A 14126-nucleotide genomic window follows, 5' to 3' on the forward strand; every position below is an offset into this window, starting at 1 on the left:
GCGCATGGCAAATGACCCTCATCGAATCACGTCGCCGAGCCGCACCGATCAGGTCGGGCTGGGCATCCCGCATCTTCGGACAGGAGAGGCGATCACCCTCATCTCGTGGCGACGCACCAAGCAGGGGTGGGCCTTCGATGTGCGCGCCGGCAGTTACGTGGCGCACAACGCCACGCACTGGCTGCTTCAGAGCGGCACAGACCGCGTCCTGCTGCCCATCTCGGAATGGTCGCTCTTCAGTTCTTGATGCCGCTTCCAAACTGATATTAAGCATGCATTGCGTAACCATGTCGGGCGGGCAAGAATGAGCGCCTGAGGGCAGCGCGGTGGCTCGACCGGAGCTCCGCGCATCACCGACAGCGTGCCCACAGCAAGGAGATCAGCATGACAATCGAGAATGCGCAGCCTCGGCGACGCTCCAGCCGTAAGCGGGCGTTCCTCGCCCTCGGCGCAGTGGTCGCGGTGGGCGCAGGCATCACCGCAGCGGCTTTCACCGACTTCGCGAACCTGAACCTCGGGGCGAACGGCATCGGCGCCGACCAGTACAACATCCAGGTCGTCGACACCGACCCGGTCACCGGCGTTCAGAACCCGGGATCCTGGCAGGAGGCCGACACCCCCGCCGGTGCTCCGATCGAGCTCGTCGGCGCGCAGACGCTCTTCCCCGGAAGCGCGGCGATCAGCGTCGACATCCCCGTCCGCAACGCATCCACCACACTCGGCTCCACGCTGACGCTCACCCTGGCGCAGCTCCCGGATGCCGGCGCGAACGTGACGGACGCGAACTACCTGTCGAGCCTGCGGTTCTCATACGCGCAGGCCGCCACGTCCGTCGACGGCACCGCCATCAGCGGCACCGACCTGACCTTCGCTCAGCTCAACGACGTCGCTCTCAACGGCCTCGCCGCCGGCGAGGAGTCGAGCGTGACGATCACGGTCCGACTGCTCGACCAGGCCGAGTCCGGCGCTGCCTTCGACGACAACTCGCTGAACGGCGCGAAGGCGTTCGTGCAGGCGCAGTTCAACGGCACGTCTGTCTGATCACCGCCGTGAGCCTGTTCAGCCCGTCGTCGCGTCGGCCCCCGGTGGTCCGCGTGCTCGCGTCGCTCGTCGGCGTCGGAGCGTTCGCTCTCGTCGGCTTCACCGCCGCGAGCACGGTCGACTGGGGTCAGCTGATCGTCGCGGTCGACGGGTCGGAGAACACCTTCGACCTGCAGGCAGCAGGCAGTGACGAGCCGGGCTGGACACCCACCGCGGCGTCGTGGGAGCAGGGCCGCCCCGACCCGATCGTCGTCGTCCTCCGGGACGCGACGATCGGGCCGGGCACGTCCATCGCCACGCGCGTCGCGGTGCGGAACGCCAGCCCGCGGCTCGGCGCCATCGTGGTCTTCCATGTGATGCGCCCCGCCACCCCCAACCCTCTCTTCGACCAGCTCCGCTTCACCGTCTCCGAGGGCGGCCACGTCTACGCCAGCGATGTGGATGCGGCGCACGCGTCGGCCATCGCGCTGACCGGACCGACCGCATCCGGAGCGTCGCGGACGCTGGACGTGACCGTGTCCGTCCCTGCAGATGCCACGGACGAGCTCGAAGGGCTCAGAACCCCCGTGTCCGTCCGATTCTCCGGAGTGAGCGAATGACGAGCAGACCCCGCATCCTCCGCGGACCCCACGTCCGCCGGCTTCCCGGCGTCGCCGTCGCCGCCCTGCTGACGACCGCGACAGTCGCGGCCGTCGCATCCATCGGCGTCACGTCGGCGAGCTTCACCGACCAGGCCGCCAGCGCCATCGGCACGAACGGCTCTGTCGGCGGCTCGTACGACATCGCCCAGCTCGCGCCGGACGACTCCGTCGTGCAGGGCGACCCTGACCCCGTCATCCTCGACACCACGAACACCGGCACGGTCACCCTCGACGCCTCGGCGTCCACCTCCGTCGAGACGCGCGTCGTGACCACCACCGCTGCGACCGGCCTCGTGCACCTCACGCTCTATAACGCGTACCAGGGCACGCGCCCCGGCGACCCCGGCATCGCGGGGGCGGGAGCCGACCCGTACGACTACGCCCTCTACACGGTCAGTGTGGACGGGACACCCGTGGCCACAGCACTGTCCGCCACCGACCTCAACGCCGCAGCCATCGTCATCGGCGGATGGACGAAGGATGTGCCGAAGACCATCACCGTCCAGCCGCAGATGATGCGCGCGGCGGGCAACGCATACGCGTTCAACAGGTCGTTCGCCATCGGCATCCGCTTCGACGGGGCGACATCGTGACCAGGCGGATGGGCGGCGCGCGCGCCGTGAGCGCCATCCGGGCCGTGACCACCTCCATCGTCGCGGTGTCAGTCGCCGCGTCGCTCGCGCTGAGCAGCGCACTCCTTCCCTCCGGCGCCGCCGAGGCCGCACCCTCCGGATCGTCCACCGTGAGCGTGGCCATGCCGGGTCCCGGTCACTCCTCCTCCTGGTCCGGCTCCATCGCGAACCCCGGACGGGATGCGGCGGAGGCGTTCCTCACGGTGACGGAGGTCGGCGGCTCCGCCGACGCGTTCGGCGATCTGCTGACGGCCACCGTCACCCTCCCGTCCGGCAGGGTGCTCATCCCGGAGACGCCAGTCGCCCGGATGCTCGGCGGAGCGCCGATCCCCCTCGGCCCTCTCGCCGCAGGAGCCGCGGTCACCATCGACGGCACCGTCACGCTGGCGAGGGATGCCGGGGACGAGTTCCAGGGTCTCAGCGCAGCGGTCGTCTTCCAGCTCACCGCCGTCGAGAAGACGCAGCCTCACCCGCCGGTCGCCCCGCCCATCGCACTGCCGGACACGGGGTCGACCATCGCCGTCACAGCCATCGCGGTCGCGGCCGTCGCCATCCTCGGCGGCGCGATCCTGCTCATCGTCCGACGAAAGAAGAAGAGGAGGGAGGAGCCGTGAGCGCACCTCGATCGCGCATTCTCACCGCATCCATCGGCGCCGTCGCCGCCGCAGGACTAGTGCTCTCAACGCTCGGACTCGGTGCAGACGCCACGACCGCCGCGTACACCGACACCACGGCGGCGGAGACCTCGCAGAGCCAATCGCCGCTGACCGCGCAGTCCGCCAGGATGCTCCCGACGCAGACGCGGATCGCCAACACGATCACCTGGCTGCAGAGCGACGGGACGCTGTGGGTGTGGGGCTTCCGCGGCAACGGGCTCTCCGGGTCCGGGTCTGCCACCGTCCCCAACAACAACACCGCGCCGTCCGCGGTGATCCTCCCGAACGACGGGTACGCCGGCCCCGGCCGCCGGAGCATCGTGAAAGTCGCGGGCACCAGCCTGGACGGCTACTACCCGACCGACGTCAACACCACCGGGCTGGCCGCGCTGTCCGACGACGGCCAGGTGTACACCTGGGGAGGAAACTCGGCCAACAACATCATGGGTCGACCGTCCACACCCACTCCGTACACCCTGCCCGGCCTCGTCTCCATCCCCGGCCGGGTGGTCGACCTCGCCTCGTCCGCCACGGTCTACATGGCGCTCACCGACACCGGGGACGTCTACACCTGGGGCTACGCGCAGGCCAGGGGCGTGACCGGGCAAGGCACAGCGACCGCCTCGTCGGCCACGCCGTCCCTCATCATGTCCGGCGTCCACAGCATCGGAGCCGGGTTGTGGAACGGCTGGGCGATCAGAGGCGACTCGAGCCCGGGGGACACGACGACAGGGGTGTTCTGGTGGGGCTGGGCGAATACGGGTTCCGCGTACGCCTCCGACCCGTCGGGAGACAACATCGGTACCAATGCCAACTCCCCCACCCGCTCGACGGCGCTGTCCGCGTATGCGACCAGTGGATGCGACACCGTCGGCGTGATCATGGGCTCGGCAGACGACGAGTGCTCGATCAAACAGCTCAACGGGCATTACTTCGGGAACCAGCTGGTCACCTCCGACGGACAGCTCATCGCCTGGGGCGCCGGCAGCCAATACGGCACGGGCCGCCCATACGTCAGCGGGGCCGAGTCGGCCACGCCGACGGTCGTGCCGCTTCCGAACGGCGACACGGTCGCATCCGTCTCCGTCACCGTCGACTACGTGGAGGTGCTCGCAGCGTCGGGAACGCTCTACATCTACGGCCGGTACTCGTTCGCCTGGGGTCCGAACCCTGCCACAGGTGCCGTCTCGGCGACGAACATCGTCACCCCGACAGCCATCACGGCGTTCTCCGGGCCGGTGGCCGCCGTCGGTGGCTTCGGGTATTCGGGCACCGCGCTGCTGGCCGACGGCACGCTTGCCTCCTGGGGAGGGAGCACCCAGGGCGGGAACAGCAACCTGTACAACTCGATCAGGCCCGACTGGTATACGACCCAACCGACGAACAATGCCGTCCAAGGCATTCTGCCGATGACCCCACCAGGACTGTGACATGCCGCGCATCAGAATCACCCTCCCGTTGATCACCGCCGGCGTTGTCGCGACCGCCCTGGCTGTCCTCGGCACGACCTCCACGATGAGCGCCCTGACCGACACGGCCGCGCTCAACCTCGGCCAGGGCGGCATCGGCTCTGACGTGCCCTTCGGGATCGTGACAGTCCATCCGGACGGCACCGTGCACCACGCCCCGCCCGGAGCGGCCGCCGCGGTCCCGCTGACAGGAGACGACGCGTTCGTGCCCGGCCGTTCCCTCTCCGTCGACCTCGGTGTCGCCAACAACTCTCCCGGCGTCGCCGCACAGGTGACGATGACGATCGGCCCCTCTGATGCGGCGGGCACGGGCCAGGTGGGCAGCGCGCCGAACATCACCCCGTTCATCCGGGTCACCATCGTGGACACCAGCACCGGTCAGCTCCTGCTCGGCGGGAGCGCGAGCGATCCATCGCAGGGCGTGCCCGTCGGCGCGGCGAACGCGGTGATCGGGCGCCTCGGCGCCCGGGGGGCCGCCCCGTTGACCGACGGCGACACGTGGGCGCCGGGCGCAGCGGACAGCCGCCGCGACCTGACGATCGTCCTCTACTACGTGGACACACCGGAGACCAGCGCGTACAACGGCGGCGCGACGGCACTGGAGGTGGTGTTCGATGGCTCGTCGAGCTCGTAGGCGCGCTCGACCGAGGCGGAGCATGCTCGGCATGGTCGGCTCGGTCATGCTCACCATCGCCGCGATCGTCGGTGTCGCCGCGGTGCTGGCCGTCGCGGCGAGCGCCATCCTCGGCATCCGGCCCGTGGTCGTGATCTCCGGCTCGATGGAGCCCGTCCTCCCGGTCGGCTCGATGGTCTTCGCGCAGGACGTTCCCGCCAGCACGGTGCGGGTCGGCGACATCGTCACGACGCAGCGTCAGGACGGCGCGAAGGGCCTCATCACACACCGGGTCGTGAGCGTGGAGACCGCAGGTACGACCACCACGCTGCGGCTGAAGGGCGATGCGAACACCACGGAGGACCCGCTGCCGTACGTCACGACAAGGGTCGGGATGTACCTCTTCCACGTGCCGTGGGTCGGCACGCTCGCCCTCGCAGCCCGGACCCCGTTCGGGCTGACCGCGATCGGGCTGTACGTGCTCGCGCTCGTGGCCATCATGATCGTGGGGCGCAGACGGCCGTCCGCCCGCCCCGCCAAAGGGACGGCGGAGCGGGCGGACGATCGAGCGGCGGTCGAGGGCTGAGCGCTACACGCGACGACGGGACGCTTTCAGCGTCAAGACCACGACGTCGCTGCCGAAGGCGCGACGGAGCCGCGCCGTGGCGGTCACCGGGTCGTCCCCTTCGACTTCGACCACGAACCTGCGCTGCTGCGCGGTCTCGACGACCGCTTCGTAGCGCTGCATCAGAACCCCGCCCTGGTGAACCGCGCCAGCCAGTCGGCGTACGTGTGGTCTTCACCGATCGGGCAGTCGCATTCGATGCGGATCAGCTCCCCGGTCACGCCGCTGATCGACTGCTCGAAGTGGGACGCGTCTGCCACCTGCTGGGTGGGACGGCCGGACGGTATCGTGCTCATGCTTCATCTCCATCGAGTGTGTTCGTCATGGCCGGTCTGCCCTTGCGGAACCGGCCGTCGTTCGGCGGAAACGGGTCGCCTTCGTTGAACTGCGTCGCCAGGCTCTCGAGCTCGCGCTGGATGGCCGCCTCGACGAGAGAGTTCATCGAGGAATGGCCTCCTGCCCTGCCCGCCGTACTGAGCACGGCGGTCTCTGCGCTCTTCTTCACGGAGAGACGCACGCGGACCGTCATCGTCGTTCGCAGCGGCTCCGTGAACCCGCTCTCCTCGATCGTCATGTCGCTCCTTGCCTGTGGCATCCATTCGATGGATAAGAGCCCGGCACGGCGACGCGATAACGCGGGCGCGAGCCGATGGGAGCGGCGACCGCGTTATCGCGTCGCGGGGCGGCCGAAAGTGGATAGTTCGCACACCCTGAGCGGATTTCGGCGACGGTTGCGCCGGCGTTGACTGGAAAACCCGCCCGAGAACAGAGCACCGCCATGTCGTCGACCGCCGACCTCCCGACCGAGACAACGCCCCTCATCGGAAGGAAGGCGGATATCGCCGACGCGCGCTCTGCGCTGGGCGAGACCCGCATCCTGACCATCGTCGGTGCGGCGGGCATCGGCAAGACCCGCATCGCTCTCCGGCTCGCGCACGACGTCAAGCGACGCTTCCGCGACGGCGCACTCCTCGTGCGGCTGGATGACGCATCGGACGCGCACGACGTCGTCCACGCGGTCGCCGAGGGCCTGGGGGGCTCCACCGCGGCTCCGGACACTCCGACTCAGGACACACCCGCCGCGGTGGTCGCCGCCCTCGCAGACAAGGACCTGCTGCTCGTGCTCGACACCTGCGACAGGGTGCTCGACGGGTGCGCCGAACTCATCGTCGCGATCATGGACTCGTGCCCGCACGTCAAGGTCGTCACGACGACGCGGGAGGCTTTGCGCATCGCCGGGGAGCGCATCCACGTCGTCCATCCGCTGTCGACCCCGACGTCAGACGCCTTCGATCCGCGGCAGAGTACGACGGGCGCTGTCGAGCTGTTCCTGGATCGCTCCCTGCCGGACAGGGACGCTCCGCTAACCGGCGGCCCGGATCTCGCCTCCATCTCCGCGATCTGCCGCAGTCTCGACGGCGTTCCCCTCGCGATCGAGCACGCTGCGGGCCGCCGCGTCGTGCTCTCGGCGAGACACATCCTGGAACGGCTCGACCTGGAGCTGCTGTCGAGCCAGGACAGGGATGTGATCGGGAGGCACCGCAGCCTGCGTGCGGCGCTGCAGTGGAGCCACGACACGCTCACGACGATCGAGCAGGAGGCGTGGACGCTGCTGTCGGTGTTCGACGGCCGGTGGGGCCCGGAGGCGACGGCCGCCGTCCTCGCACCGTGCGAGCTGTCCCCCGTCCGGATGCTCGACCTGATGCAGGAGCTCGTGGCGAAGTCGATCGTGGGCAGGGAGGAGGCCGACGGTCACATCTGGTACTCGATGCTCGACGGCACCCGCCGATTCGGACGCGAACTGCTGCACCAGCATCCCGCATACCGCGAGACCCGCGCACGCCATCGCGATTGGTATCTGCAGCAGCTCGTGGAGGCGAACGAGACCTGGCTGAGCGACCGGCAGGGCGCGTGGCTCACCCGGTTCGCCCACGAGCTGCCGAATCTCACGGCAGCGGTGGAGTTCTGCATCGACGACCTCGATCCCGACGCGGCCCTCGCCATCCTGGTGCGGGGGTGGAGAATCGCGTGGGGCACCCACGGCCGGCTCGCCGAATTCCGGCTGCTGCTGAACCGTGCTCTCGGGGCGGCGTGCGGGCTCGAGACAGCCGAGCACGCGATCGCCCTGGCGATCAGCGGGAGCCTCCTCGGCCTCGACGGGGACGCCGGGGCGCACAGCGTCCTCGCCGAAGCCAGAGGCATTGCGAGCGCGCTCTGCGACGCGGCGGCGATGGCCTTCGTCGACGGAGCGGCCGCGTCGGCGGAACGGGACGCACGCGAATCCATCCGGCTCTTCCACAGCGCGCTCCGGCTCGACCCTCAACCGGGATCGCCGGCCGACGTCGCCTTCTTCACCTCCGGGCTGGCGCTCGCATACGACCGTCTCGGGTTCGATCGGAGCGCCACCATCGTGCGGGAGCGTTTCCTCCGCGCAGCAGCGGCGAACGGCGAGCGCTATGAGGGAGCCGCCCTGCTCCTGCACTCCGCCGCGTACAGCCTGCGCCGCGGCGACGCGAAGCAGGCGCAGGAGCTGGCACGTCAGTCTCTCGTGCTGCTGCGGGAGTTGCGCGCCCCGCTCGGCATCGCGCACGCATTGCACGCGATCGGGCGGGCAGATCTTTCGGCCGGGGACCTCGCCAAGGGGCACGTCATCATCGACGCCGCGGAAGCCGTGTGGCGGGGAGCCGGCGAGCTGCCGCAGCCTGGGCCGTTCCCCGGCGACGCCGTCCGATTGGGCGCGCGGCACGGGTCGCCCTCGCACCAGGGACGGGCTGCAGGCGGGGAAGGGGGCCCGCGCGAGCTTCCGATCGAGGACGCCATCCGGCTCGCTCTCGGTGAGGCCATCGCCGTTCCGCCGGCGCCTGCCCGTCGCCTGGTCGACGGGCAGCTGAGCGCGCGCGAGCTGGAGGTCTGCGACCTGATCACCGAGGGACTGACCGATCGCGATATCGCCGCTCGTCTCGTGCTCTCCGTGCGCACGGTCAACAACCACGTCCAGCGCATCCTGGCCAAGCTCGGCTTCACCTCGCGCACCCAGGTGGCGGCCTGGCGGCTGCGAAGTCGCGGATACCATACGTGAGGCATTAGAATAGGTATTTATCACTACACGTATGAGAAAGCTCAGCCCGAAGCTCAGAGAATGATCCATCCCGGAGAGACCAGCTGCCGAGAACCCCGCTCTTCCGAGCCGTCGGAGAAGCGCCCCGGACCGATTAGCACCCTTGACGACGACCTCCTGATCGCCCTGGTGCGCGCGGGTGAGTTCCAGGCGACGGACGCGTTCGCCGAGCTGTGGAAGCGCCATCTGCCCGCGGCCCTCGCCGCAGCGAGGCGCATCACGCTGTCGTACGACGCGTCGGACCTCGCCTCGGAGGCGTTCGCGCGCGTGCTCGTCTCGCTGCAGGCCGGGCGGGGTCCCGACCTGTCGTTCCGCGCGTACCTGATCGTGACGATGCGCAACGTGGCGGCGGGATGGGCGCGGCAGGCGGCCCGGCTTTCCCTGCAGGAACTCGACGACCTGGACGACCTGCCACAGACGTCCAGCGGCCTGGACCGACTCGACAGGCTCGCCGGATTCGAAGCTTTCCGCTCCCTGCCGGAACGGTGGAGGAAGGCGCTTTGGTACAGCGAGGTGGAAGACCTCAACCCCGCAGAACTCGGCGAGGTGTTCGGCATCTCGTCGTCGGCGGCGGCCATGCTGGCGTTCCGTGCTCGCCAGGGCCTACGCAAGGCGTGGCAGTCCTCGATGGATGCGGACGGTCACCCGGCGGCGATGCCGCCGGTGCGATCGGCGCCGTCGCTGTCGTCCGCGCCCATCGGATCGTCCTGCACGCCGAACTCGTGATGCAGCGCTGAACGGGCGGCGTTCCAGCCGGACAGCCCGTGCACGCCCGGCCCCGGCGGGGTGGAGGACGAGCACAGATAGACCCCCCGGAGCGGCGTCCGCCACGGGTCGGCGGACAGCACGGGACGCTTGAGCAGCTGCCGGATGCTCGGAGCACCCGCGTAGATGTCGCCGCCCACGTAGTTCGGGTTGTAGCGGGCCGCATCCACGGCCGTCGTGCTGCGGCAGCCGACGACGAGGTCGCGGAAGCCGGGGGCGAGGCGCTCGATGGCGCGAGTGATCGTCTCGCGCTGGTCGACGTCCGAGCCGGACGGGACGTGCGTGTACGTCCACAGGGTGTGCGCTCCTTGTGGCGCGCGGGACGGGTCGAAGGTGCTGGGCTGCGACGCCAGGATGAACGGGGCGTCCGCGTGCCTGCCGCGCGCGACGGCGCGCTCCGCGGCCTGCACCTCGGCCTGGGTGCCGCCGAGGTGCACGGTGGCGGCCTTCGCGAGCTCCTGGTCGGTCCACGGCACGGGACCGGAGAGCGCGAAGTCGACCTTGGCGACGCCGGGGCCGTACCGGAACGCCCGGACAGCGCGCTCGTACCTCGGCGGGAACGCCCCGCCAGCGAGATCGAGCATCGCGCGAGCACTCACGTCGAGCAGAACGGCACGCGCCGGAGGCAGTTCGGCGAGCGACGACACCGGATGATCGAGCACCACCTCGCCGCCGAGCCGCACCAGCTCCGCGGCGAGCGCGTCGGCGATCGCCTGGCTGCCGCCGACGGGGATGGGCCAGCCGTGGGCGTGCGCGTACGCGCCGATCACGATGCCGGTGGCTGCGGCCGCCAGAGACGGCAGCGGCTGGATGGCGTGCGCCACGAGGCCGGCGATCATGGCCGGAGCGTGCCTGCCGCGGAAGCGCGCCGACCAAGCCGGGGTCCCGTGTTCGAGCACCGCCAGCCCGAGCGGGACCGCGGCCGACAGCGGGGTCGGGATGTGTAAGAGGTGCCCGGCGGAGATGCCTGCGATGTCCGCCGCGTGCCGCACCAGCGGCTCCATCAGCCGACGCCAGGCCCGCCCGTCCACGCCGAGGGCGTCGACCGTGCGGTCCAGGTCGCGGTAGGCGATCCCGGAGGTGCCATCGGCCAGTGGATGCGCGTACGACACCTCGGGAATCACGAACTCCACCCGCTCCGCCAGCCCGAACGCCCGGAAGAACGGGGAGGCGAACGCCATCGGGTGCACGGCGGAGCAGACGTCGTGGTGGAAGCCGCGGAGGGTCAGCTCGCTGGTGCGGGTGCCTCCGCCCACGGTGGCCGCTCGCTCGTAGACGCGGACGCGCATCCCGGCCCTGGCCATCGTGACGGCAGCGGCCAGTCCATTGGGGCCGCTGCCGACGACGATGGCGTCGAGACTGTCCGTCACGGAGCGGAGGCGGTGGACGCGAGCACGGGGACGTCTTCCTCGGCAGGGTCGGTGTCGTGGTCGGCGTGCCGGGCGGGGGCGGCGTCAGCGTCGGCCGCGGCGTCGGCGTCAGCCGGTGCCTCCGTCGACGCCTCCAGCGGCGCGGCCGTCGACGCACCGGCTGTGCGCGTCCTCCGCCACGCCTTGGCCAGGCCGCCGCTGAGCTCCAGGTACGTCACGTCGCGGATGAAGATCGCGTCGATCGCGATCATCGCCAACGAGAACCACGGCAGCCCCATCAGCACGGCGATCCCGATGTGGAAGCTGAGCATCACGATCAGCGCGAAGATGCGCGTGCCGCGGCGCATCAGCAACATGGGGAAACTCACCTGCACCATCAGCGTCAGCAGAGTGGCGAACGCGACACCAGGACCCCACGTCGTGACGAAGTCGCTCAGCTCCGGCCACGGACCGAACTGGGTTACGTGGAGGGGGTCGTAAATCGCCCAGCCGCCCGACCACGGGGCGCCTCCGGCCTTGTACAGGCCACCGGAGACGTAGATGAACGAGACCTGTGCGGCAAGCGCGATGACCGCGAAGTTGTGCAGGATGTTCGTGTAGTGCTCGGGGACGACCCGCTGGAAGCGCCACCAGCGCACAAGGAAGACGGCTTTCGTGCCCTTCCGCACCGCCTTCTCGTCCGCCTTCCTGCGACGCCGCGCATCCACTGACCAGCGGTCGCCGGCGGCGGTGAAGAACATCACCATCAGCGCGATGCGCGTGAGGTTGTCGCTCTGGTCGTTGACGTTCGCGTTCGACTCGACCATTGCGACCCAGAAGAAGAACAGGAAGAACTGCGACAGCCTGGTGCGATAGCCGATCACAAAACTCAGCGCGAGCAGGATCGCGATCAGGTACAGCACCGTGAACAGGGGCGGGTTCTGCGCCTGGTCGAGGAAGATCCTGAACGGCCACAGCTTGACGAAGTCGTTGCCCGGATACTCGAACTGGCCGCTCCACGCCATCCCGGCACCCCAGGTGTAGAACCGGGTGGAGAAGTTCGTGAGCATCAGCCCGAGCATCATCGTGCCGAGCAGGATGCGTGTGACCGCGAGGCCGTACGAGGCACGTTTGCCGTCCAGGATCCAAGACTCGCCCTGCAGATACAGGGACCGTATGAGGGAGAGTCCTCCGCGCATCCCGCGTCGGACGAGGTCGGCGATCAGGGCGCCGAGCCTGCGGAAGAAGCCGGAGACGGTCATTTCTTGCTCACCTTCGCGTGGAGGGGAGCGAAAATCTCGGCGAATTGCTCCTCCGACTGTCCTGGCATGACGATGAGACCGCGCCAGCCGGTGGTCGCGAACTGCAGCGGCGGCAGCTTCGCGTCCGGGTTGTTCCGCTCGGTGAACGGGATGATGTTCTGGCGGCTGGTCATGTACTGCACGCGCACGACCGACGTGCCCCAGACGGCGCGGGCGGCCTGGACAGCGTATGCGTCGGTGTATCGCTCCTGCACGATGTATGACGCGACGACCATCGGATTCTTCTTGTCGTTCGCCTCGTTCATCGCCACCTGCATCCGGCCGAGCCAGTCGTCGCCCTTGAAGTAGTTGAGTTCGGCGATCTTCTGCTGCTCAGGTGTCAGCGCATCCCAGGCTCCCTTGAGCGAGGACGCCTGCTTGATCGCGAGGTTGGAGGCGCGCGGGGGGAACAGGTTGTGCACCAGCATCTTCTGCTCGATGCCCACGGCGGAGATCCACTCGGTGGAGATCTCGGCGCCGTTCTTGTCCGCGAGCACGGCGCGGATCTTGAGGTCGTAGTTGCCGTTGATCGGCGCCGGCGCGAACACGCTCCAGCTCTGGCCGAGCCACGGGATCATGTACTGGGTCAGCAGATTGCCTGGCACGACTTGGCGGAGCGGGGTGGGCGGGCCGATCCAGAGGAAGCTCGCGAAGATGTGCCACACGGTGACCAAGGCGACGATGGCGAGCGCGATCCGGGCTCCGCGGGTTCTGCGTTTGCCGCGCTCCGGCGGCGGGGCGTCGATCCGGCCCTCCGTGTCTCGTTCGGGTGAAAGCACGCTCATATCTCTGTCTTCTCCGGGTGGTGTGCGAAATGTTCACGCTGTTAGAGCCGAGAGAGCGGCCGCAATAACGTTGCATTTCTTTTCGGGCGGGAACGAACGGAACGCACGGTTTCGTTACGCCGCGTTTCAGCGGGCGCTGCGGGGAGAAGTGCCGAGCGATAGCGTCGAACCACCATGCCCGCCACCCCGTCCGCATACCCCGTCGAATTCGTCGACGTGGGGCGCACGTTCGTGGCGCCGCGGGCCAAGGGCGAGCGGGGCACCACCCAGCGGGTCGTGCTGCGCGACGTGTCGCTGACCGTCGCGGCCGGCGAGGTCGTCGCCATCCTCGGCGCGAGCGGATGCGGCAAGTCGACGCTGCTGCGCATCGCGGGTGGCCTCGACAGCCCGAGCGCTGGGGCAGCGCTCATCGACGGGACGGCGGTGGCCGGAATCGACGGACGCTGCGCCGTCGGATTCCAGGAGCCCCGACTGCTCCCCTGGCGCTCGATCACCGACAACGTCGCCCTCGGACTCCCCCGCGGCATCGACAGGACGGCAGGGCGCGAACGCGTCGCCCAGCTCCTCGACCTGGTGGGCCTGTCCACCTCGGCCGGGCTGCGGCCCCGTGAGGTGTCCGGTGGGATGGCGCAGCGCGCATCCCTCGCACGGGCGCTCGCCCGCAACCCCGGCGTCCTGCTGCTCGACGAGCCCTTCGGGGCCCTGGATGCGCTCACCCGCCTCAAGATGCAGGACCTGCTTCTCGACGTGCACGGAGCAGCCCCCACCACGATCCTCCTCGTCACCCACGACGTCGACGAGGCCCTCCAACTCGCCGACCGCATCATCCTGCTGGGCGCCGAGGAAGGACGACAGGGCGCGACCATCCGGCGCGTCGTCACCGTGCCGGGCAGCCGCCCGCGCGACCGGGGTTCAGCGGAACTCGCCGAGCTCCGCGCCGAACTGCTCGACGGACTCGGCATCGACCGTCACGGTCACGCGCGCGGGATCCCGGCGACCAGCACGATCCCGGCCTTCCCGTACTGATCGGGGACCCGGGACCCGGGACCCGGATGCACTGGTGCGGGCCGCCGGTGCTTTCTCCCACCGCACCGCATCATCCACAGCCCCGAGTCATCCACAGTTTTGGCA

Annotated in this window: 17 protein-coding genes; 11 read left to right on the forward strand and 6 right to left on the reverse strand. The window is 69.5% G+C overall.

What is annotated here, in order from left to right; translation table 11 throughout:
• Positions 1-4: 4 nt before the first annotated feature.
• The 8 genes from AC1ROC_RS08665 (at position 5) to AC1ROC_RS08700 (ending at position 5638) form a co-directional block, all read left to right on the forward strand.
• Complete coding sequence (locus tag AC1ROC_RS08665) at positions 5-247, forward strand: hypothetical protein (protein ID WP_492999510.1); 243 nt, start codon at positions 5-7, stop codon at positions 245-247.
• 137 nt (positions 248-384) lie between these two features.
• Positions 385-1041: a hypothetical protein gene (locus tag AC1ROC_RS08670; RefSeq protein ID WP_085368133.1), complete on the forward strand. Its 657-nt coding sequence runs from the start codon at positions 385-387 to the stop codon at positions 1039-1041.
• Positions 1042-1049: 8 nt separating this feature from the next.
• Positions 1050-1640, forward strand: coding sequence for a hypothetical protein (locus AC1ROC_RS08675; RefSeq protein ID WP_492999514.1), 591 nt, complete (start codon positions 1050-1052; stop codon positions 1638-1640).
• Positions 1637-2275 carry a hypothetical protein gene (locus AC1ROC_RS08680; protein WP_492999516.1) on the forward strand — a complete coding sequence of 213 codons (639 nt, stop codon included), beginning with the start codon at positions 1637-1639 and terminating at the stop codon, positions 2273-2275. Before AC1ROC_RS08675 ends, AC1ROC_RS08680 begins: the two co-directional genes overlap by 4 nt.
• Positions 2272-2928, forward strand: coding sequence for an LAVTG motif-containing sortase-dependent surface protein (locus AC1ROC_RS08685; protein WP_492999518.1), 657 nt, complete (start codon positions 2272-2274; stop codon positions 2926-2928). The genes AC1ROC_RS08680 and AC1ROC_RS08685 overlap by 4 nt, the downstream gene beginning before the upstream one ends.
• Complete coding sequence (locus tag AC1ROC_RS08690; protein WP_492999520.1) at positions 2925-4400, forward strand: RCC1 domain-containing protein; 1476 nt, start codon at positions 2925-2927, stop codon at positions 4398-4400. The genes AC1ROC_RS08685 and AC1ROC_RS08690 overlap by 4 nt, the downstream gene beginning before the upstream one ends.
• 1 nt (position 4401) lies before the next feature.
• Positions 4402-5073 carry a hypothetical protein gene (locus tag AC1ROC_RS08695; RefSeq protein WP_492999522.1) on the forward strand — a complete coding sequence of 224 codons (672 nt, stop codon included), beginning with the start codon at positions 4402-4404 and terminating at the stop codon, positions 5071-5073.
• A gap of 22 nt (positions 5074-5095) precedes the next feature.
• Complete coding sequence (locus tag AC1ROC_RS08700; protein ID WP_492999524.1) at positions 5096-5638, forward strand: signal peptidase I; 543 nt, start codon at positions 5096-5098, stop codon at positions 5636-5638.
• 3 nt (positions 5639-5641) lie between these two features.
• On the opposite strand, the gene AC1ROC_RS08705 is transcribed toward AC1ROC_RS08700, so the two are convergent.
• The 3 genes from AC1ROC_RS08705 to AC1ROC_RS08715 are packed head-to-tail and all read right to left on the reverse strand — an operon-like array spanning position 5642 to position 6251.
• Positions 5642-5800, reverse strand: a complete 159-nt coding sequence (locus AC1ROC_RS08705) for a hypothetical protein (protein ID WP_179150712.1) — start codon at positions 5798-5800, stop codon at positions 5642-5644.
• Positions 5800-5973: a hypothetical protein gene (locus tag AC1ROC_RS08710; RefSeq protein ID WP_179150713.1), complete on the reverse strand. Its 174-nt coding sequence runs from the start codon at positions 5971-5973 to the stop codon at positions 5800-5802. The genes AC1ROC_RS08705 and AC1ROC_RS08710 overlap by 1 nt, the downstream gene beginning before the upstream one ends.
• Positions 5970-6251 (reverse strand): ParB family protein, encoded by a 282-nt coding sequence (locus AC1ROC_RS08715; protein WP_168690454.1) that lies wholly within the window; start codon positions 6249-6251, stop codon positions 5970-5972. Before AC1ROC_RS08715 ends, AC1ROC_RS08710 begins: the two co-directional genes overlap by 4 nt.
• A 204-nt stretch (positions 6252-6455) precedes the next feature.
• On the opposite strand from AC1ROC_RS08715, the gene AC1ROC_RS08720 reads away from it, so the two are divergent.
• Both AC1ROC_RS08720 and AC1ROC_RS08725 read left to right on the forward strand, forming a co-directional pair.
• Positions 6456-8756, forward strand: coding sequence for an ATP-binding protein (locus tag AC1ROC_RS08720; RefSeq protein WP_492999529.1), 2301 nt, complete (start codon positions 6456-6458; stop codon positions 8754-8756).
• A gap of 60 nt (positions 8757-8816) precedes the next feature.
• Positions 8817-9521, forward strand: coding sequence for an RNA polymerase sigma factor (locus AC1ROC_RS08725; RefSeq protein WP_492999531.1), 705 nt, complete (start codon positions 8817-8819; stop codon positions 9519-9521).
• Here the strand turns inward: AC1ROC_RS08725 and AC1ROC_RS08730 are convergent.
• Genes AC1ROC_RS08730 through AC1ROC_RS08740 form a run of 3 tightly spaced genes read right to left on the reverse strand, consistent with a single transcriptional unit; the run spans position 9437 to position 12995 of the window.
• Entirely contained in the window at positions 9437-10930 is a 1494-nt protein-coding gene (locus AC1ROC_RS08730; RefSeq protein ID WP_492999532.1) for a phytoene desaturase family protein, read from the reverse strand. The genes AC1ROC_RS08725 and AC1ROC_RS08730 overlap by 85 nt on opposite strands.
• Positions 10927-12171, reverse strand: a complete 1245-nt coding sequence (locus AC1ROC_RS08735; protein ID WP_085368156.1) for an HTTM domain-containing protein — start codon at positions 12169-12171, stop codon at positions 10927-10929. Before AC1ROC_RS08735 ends, AC1ROC_RS08730 begins: the two co-directional genes overlap by 4 nt.
• Positions 12168-12995: a DUF5819 family protein gene (locus AC1ROC_RS08740; RefSeq protein WP_256921849.1), complete on the reverse strand. Its 828-nt coding sequence runs from the start codon at positions 12993-12995 to the stop codon at positions 12168-12170. The genes AC1ROC_RS08735 and AC1ROC_RS08740 overlap by 4 nt, the downstream gene beginning before the upstream one ends.
• A gap of 174 nt (positions 12996-13169) precedes the next feature.
• On the opposite strand from AC1ROC_RS08740, the gene AC1ROC_RS08745 reads away from it, so the two are divergent.
• Positions 13170-14021, forward strand: coding sequence for an ABC transporter ATP-binding protein (locus AC1ROC_RS08745; RefSeq protein WP_085368158.1), 852 nt, complete (start codon positions 13170-13172; stop codon positions 14019-14021).
• Positions 14022-14126: the final 105 nt, after the last annotated feature.

The organism is Leifsonia sp. GW821-FHT13C05 (assembly GCF_058806515.1).

What these genes read in the sequence shown, in the direction of transcription:
- AC1ROC_RS08740 (WP_256921849.1), bottom strand. Translation starts at nt 12,995, where the DNA reads ATGAGCGTGCTTTCACCCGAACGAGACACGGAGGGCCGGATCGACGCC.
- AC1ROC_RS08720 (WP_492999529.1), top strand. Translation starts at nt 6,456, where the DNA reads ATGTCGTCGACCGCCGACCTCCCGACCGAGACAACGCCCCTCATCGGA.
- AC1ROC_RS08725 (WP_492999531.1), top strand. Translation starts at nt 8,817, where the DNA reads ATGATCCATCCCGGAGAGACCAGCTGCCGAGAACCCCGCTCTTCCGAG.
- AC1ROC_RS08680 (WP_492999516.1), top strand. Translation starts at nt 1,637, where the DNA reads ATGACGAGCAGACCCCGCATCCTCCGCGGACCCCACGTCCGCCGGCTT.
- AC1ROC_RS08700 (WP_492999524.1), top strand. Translation starts at nt 5,096, where the DNA reads ATGCTCGGCATGGTCGGCTCGGTCATGCTCACCATCGCCGCGATCGTC.
- AC1ROC_RS08710 (WP_179150713.1), bottom strand. Translation starts at nt 5,973, where the DNA reads ATGAGCACGATACCGTCCGGCCGTCCCACCCAGCAGGTGGCAGACGCG.
- AC1ROC_RS08715 (WP_168690454.1), bottom strand. Translation starts at nt 6,251, where the DNA reads ATGACGATCGAGGAGAGCGGGTTCACGGAGCCGCTGCGAACGACGATG.
- AC1ROC_RS08695 (WP_492999522.1), top strand. Translation starts at nt 4,402, where the DNA reads ATGCCGCGCATCAGAATCACCCTCCCGTTGATCACCGCCGGCGTTGTC.
- AC1ROC_RS08745 (WP_085368158.1), top strand. Translation starts at nt 13,170, where the DNA reads ATGCCCGCCACCCCGTCCGCATACCCCGTCGAATTCGTCGACGTGGGG.
- AC1ROC_RS08705 (WP_179150712.1), bottom strand. Translation starts at nt 5,800, where the DNA reads ATGCAGCGCTACGAAGCGGTCGTCGAGACCGCGCAGCAGCGCAGGTTC.
- AC1ROC_RS08665 (WP_492999510.1), top strand. Translation starts at nt 5, where the DNA reads ATGGCAAATGACCCTCATCGAATCACGTCGCCGAGCCGCACCGATCAG.
- AC1ROC_RS08670 (WP_085368133.1), top strand. Translation starts at nt 385, where the DNA reads ATGACAATCGAGAATGCGCAGCCTCGGCGACGCTCCAGCCGTAAGCGG.
- AC1ROC_RS08735 (WP_085368156.1), bottom strand. Translation starts at nt 12,171, where the DNA reads ATGACCGTCTCCGGCTTCTTCCGCAGGCTCGGCGCCCTGATCGCCGAC.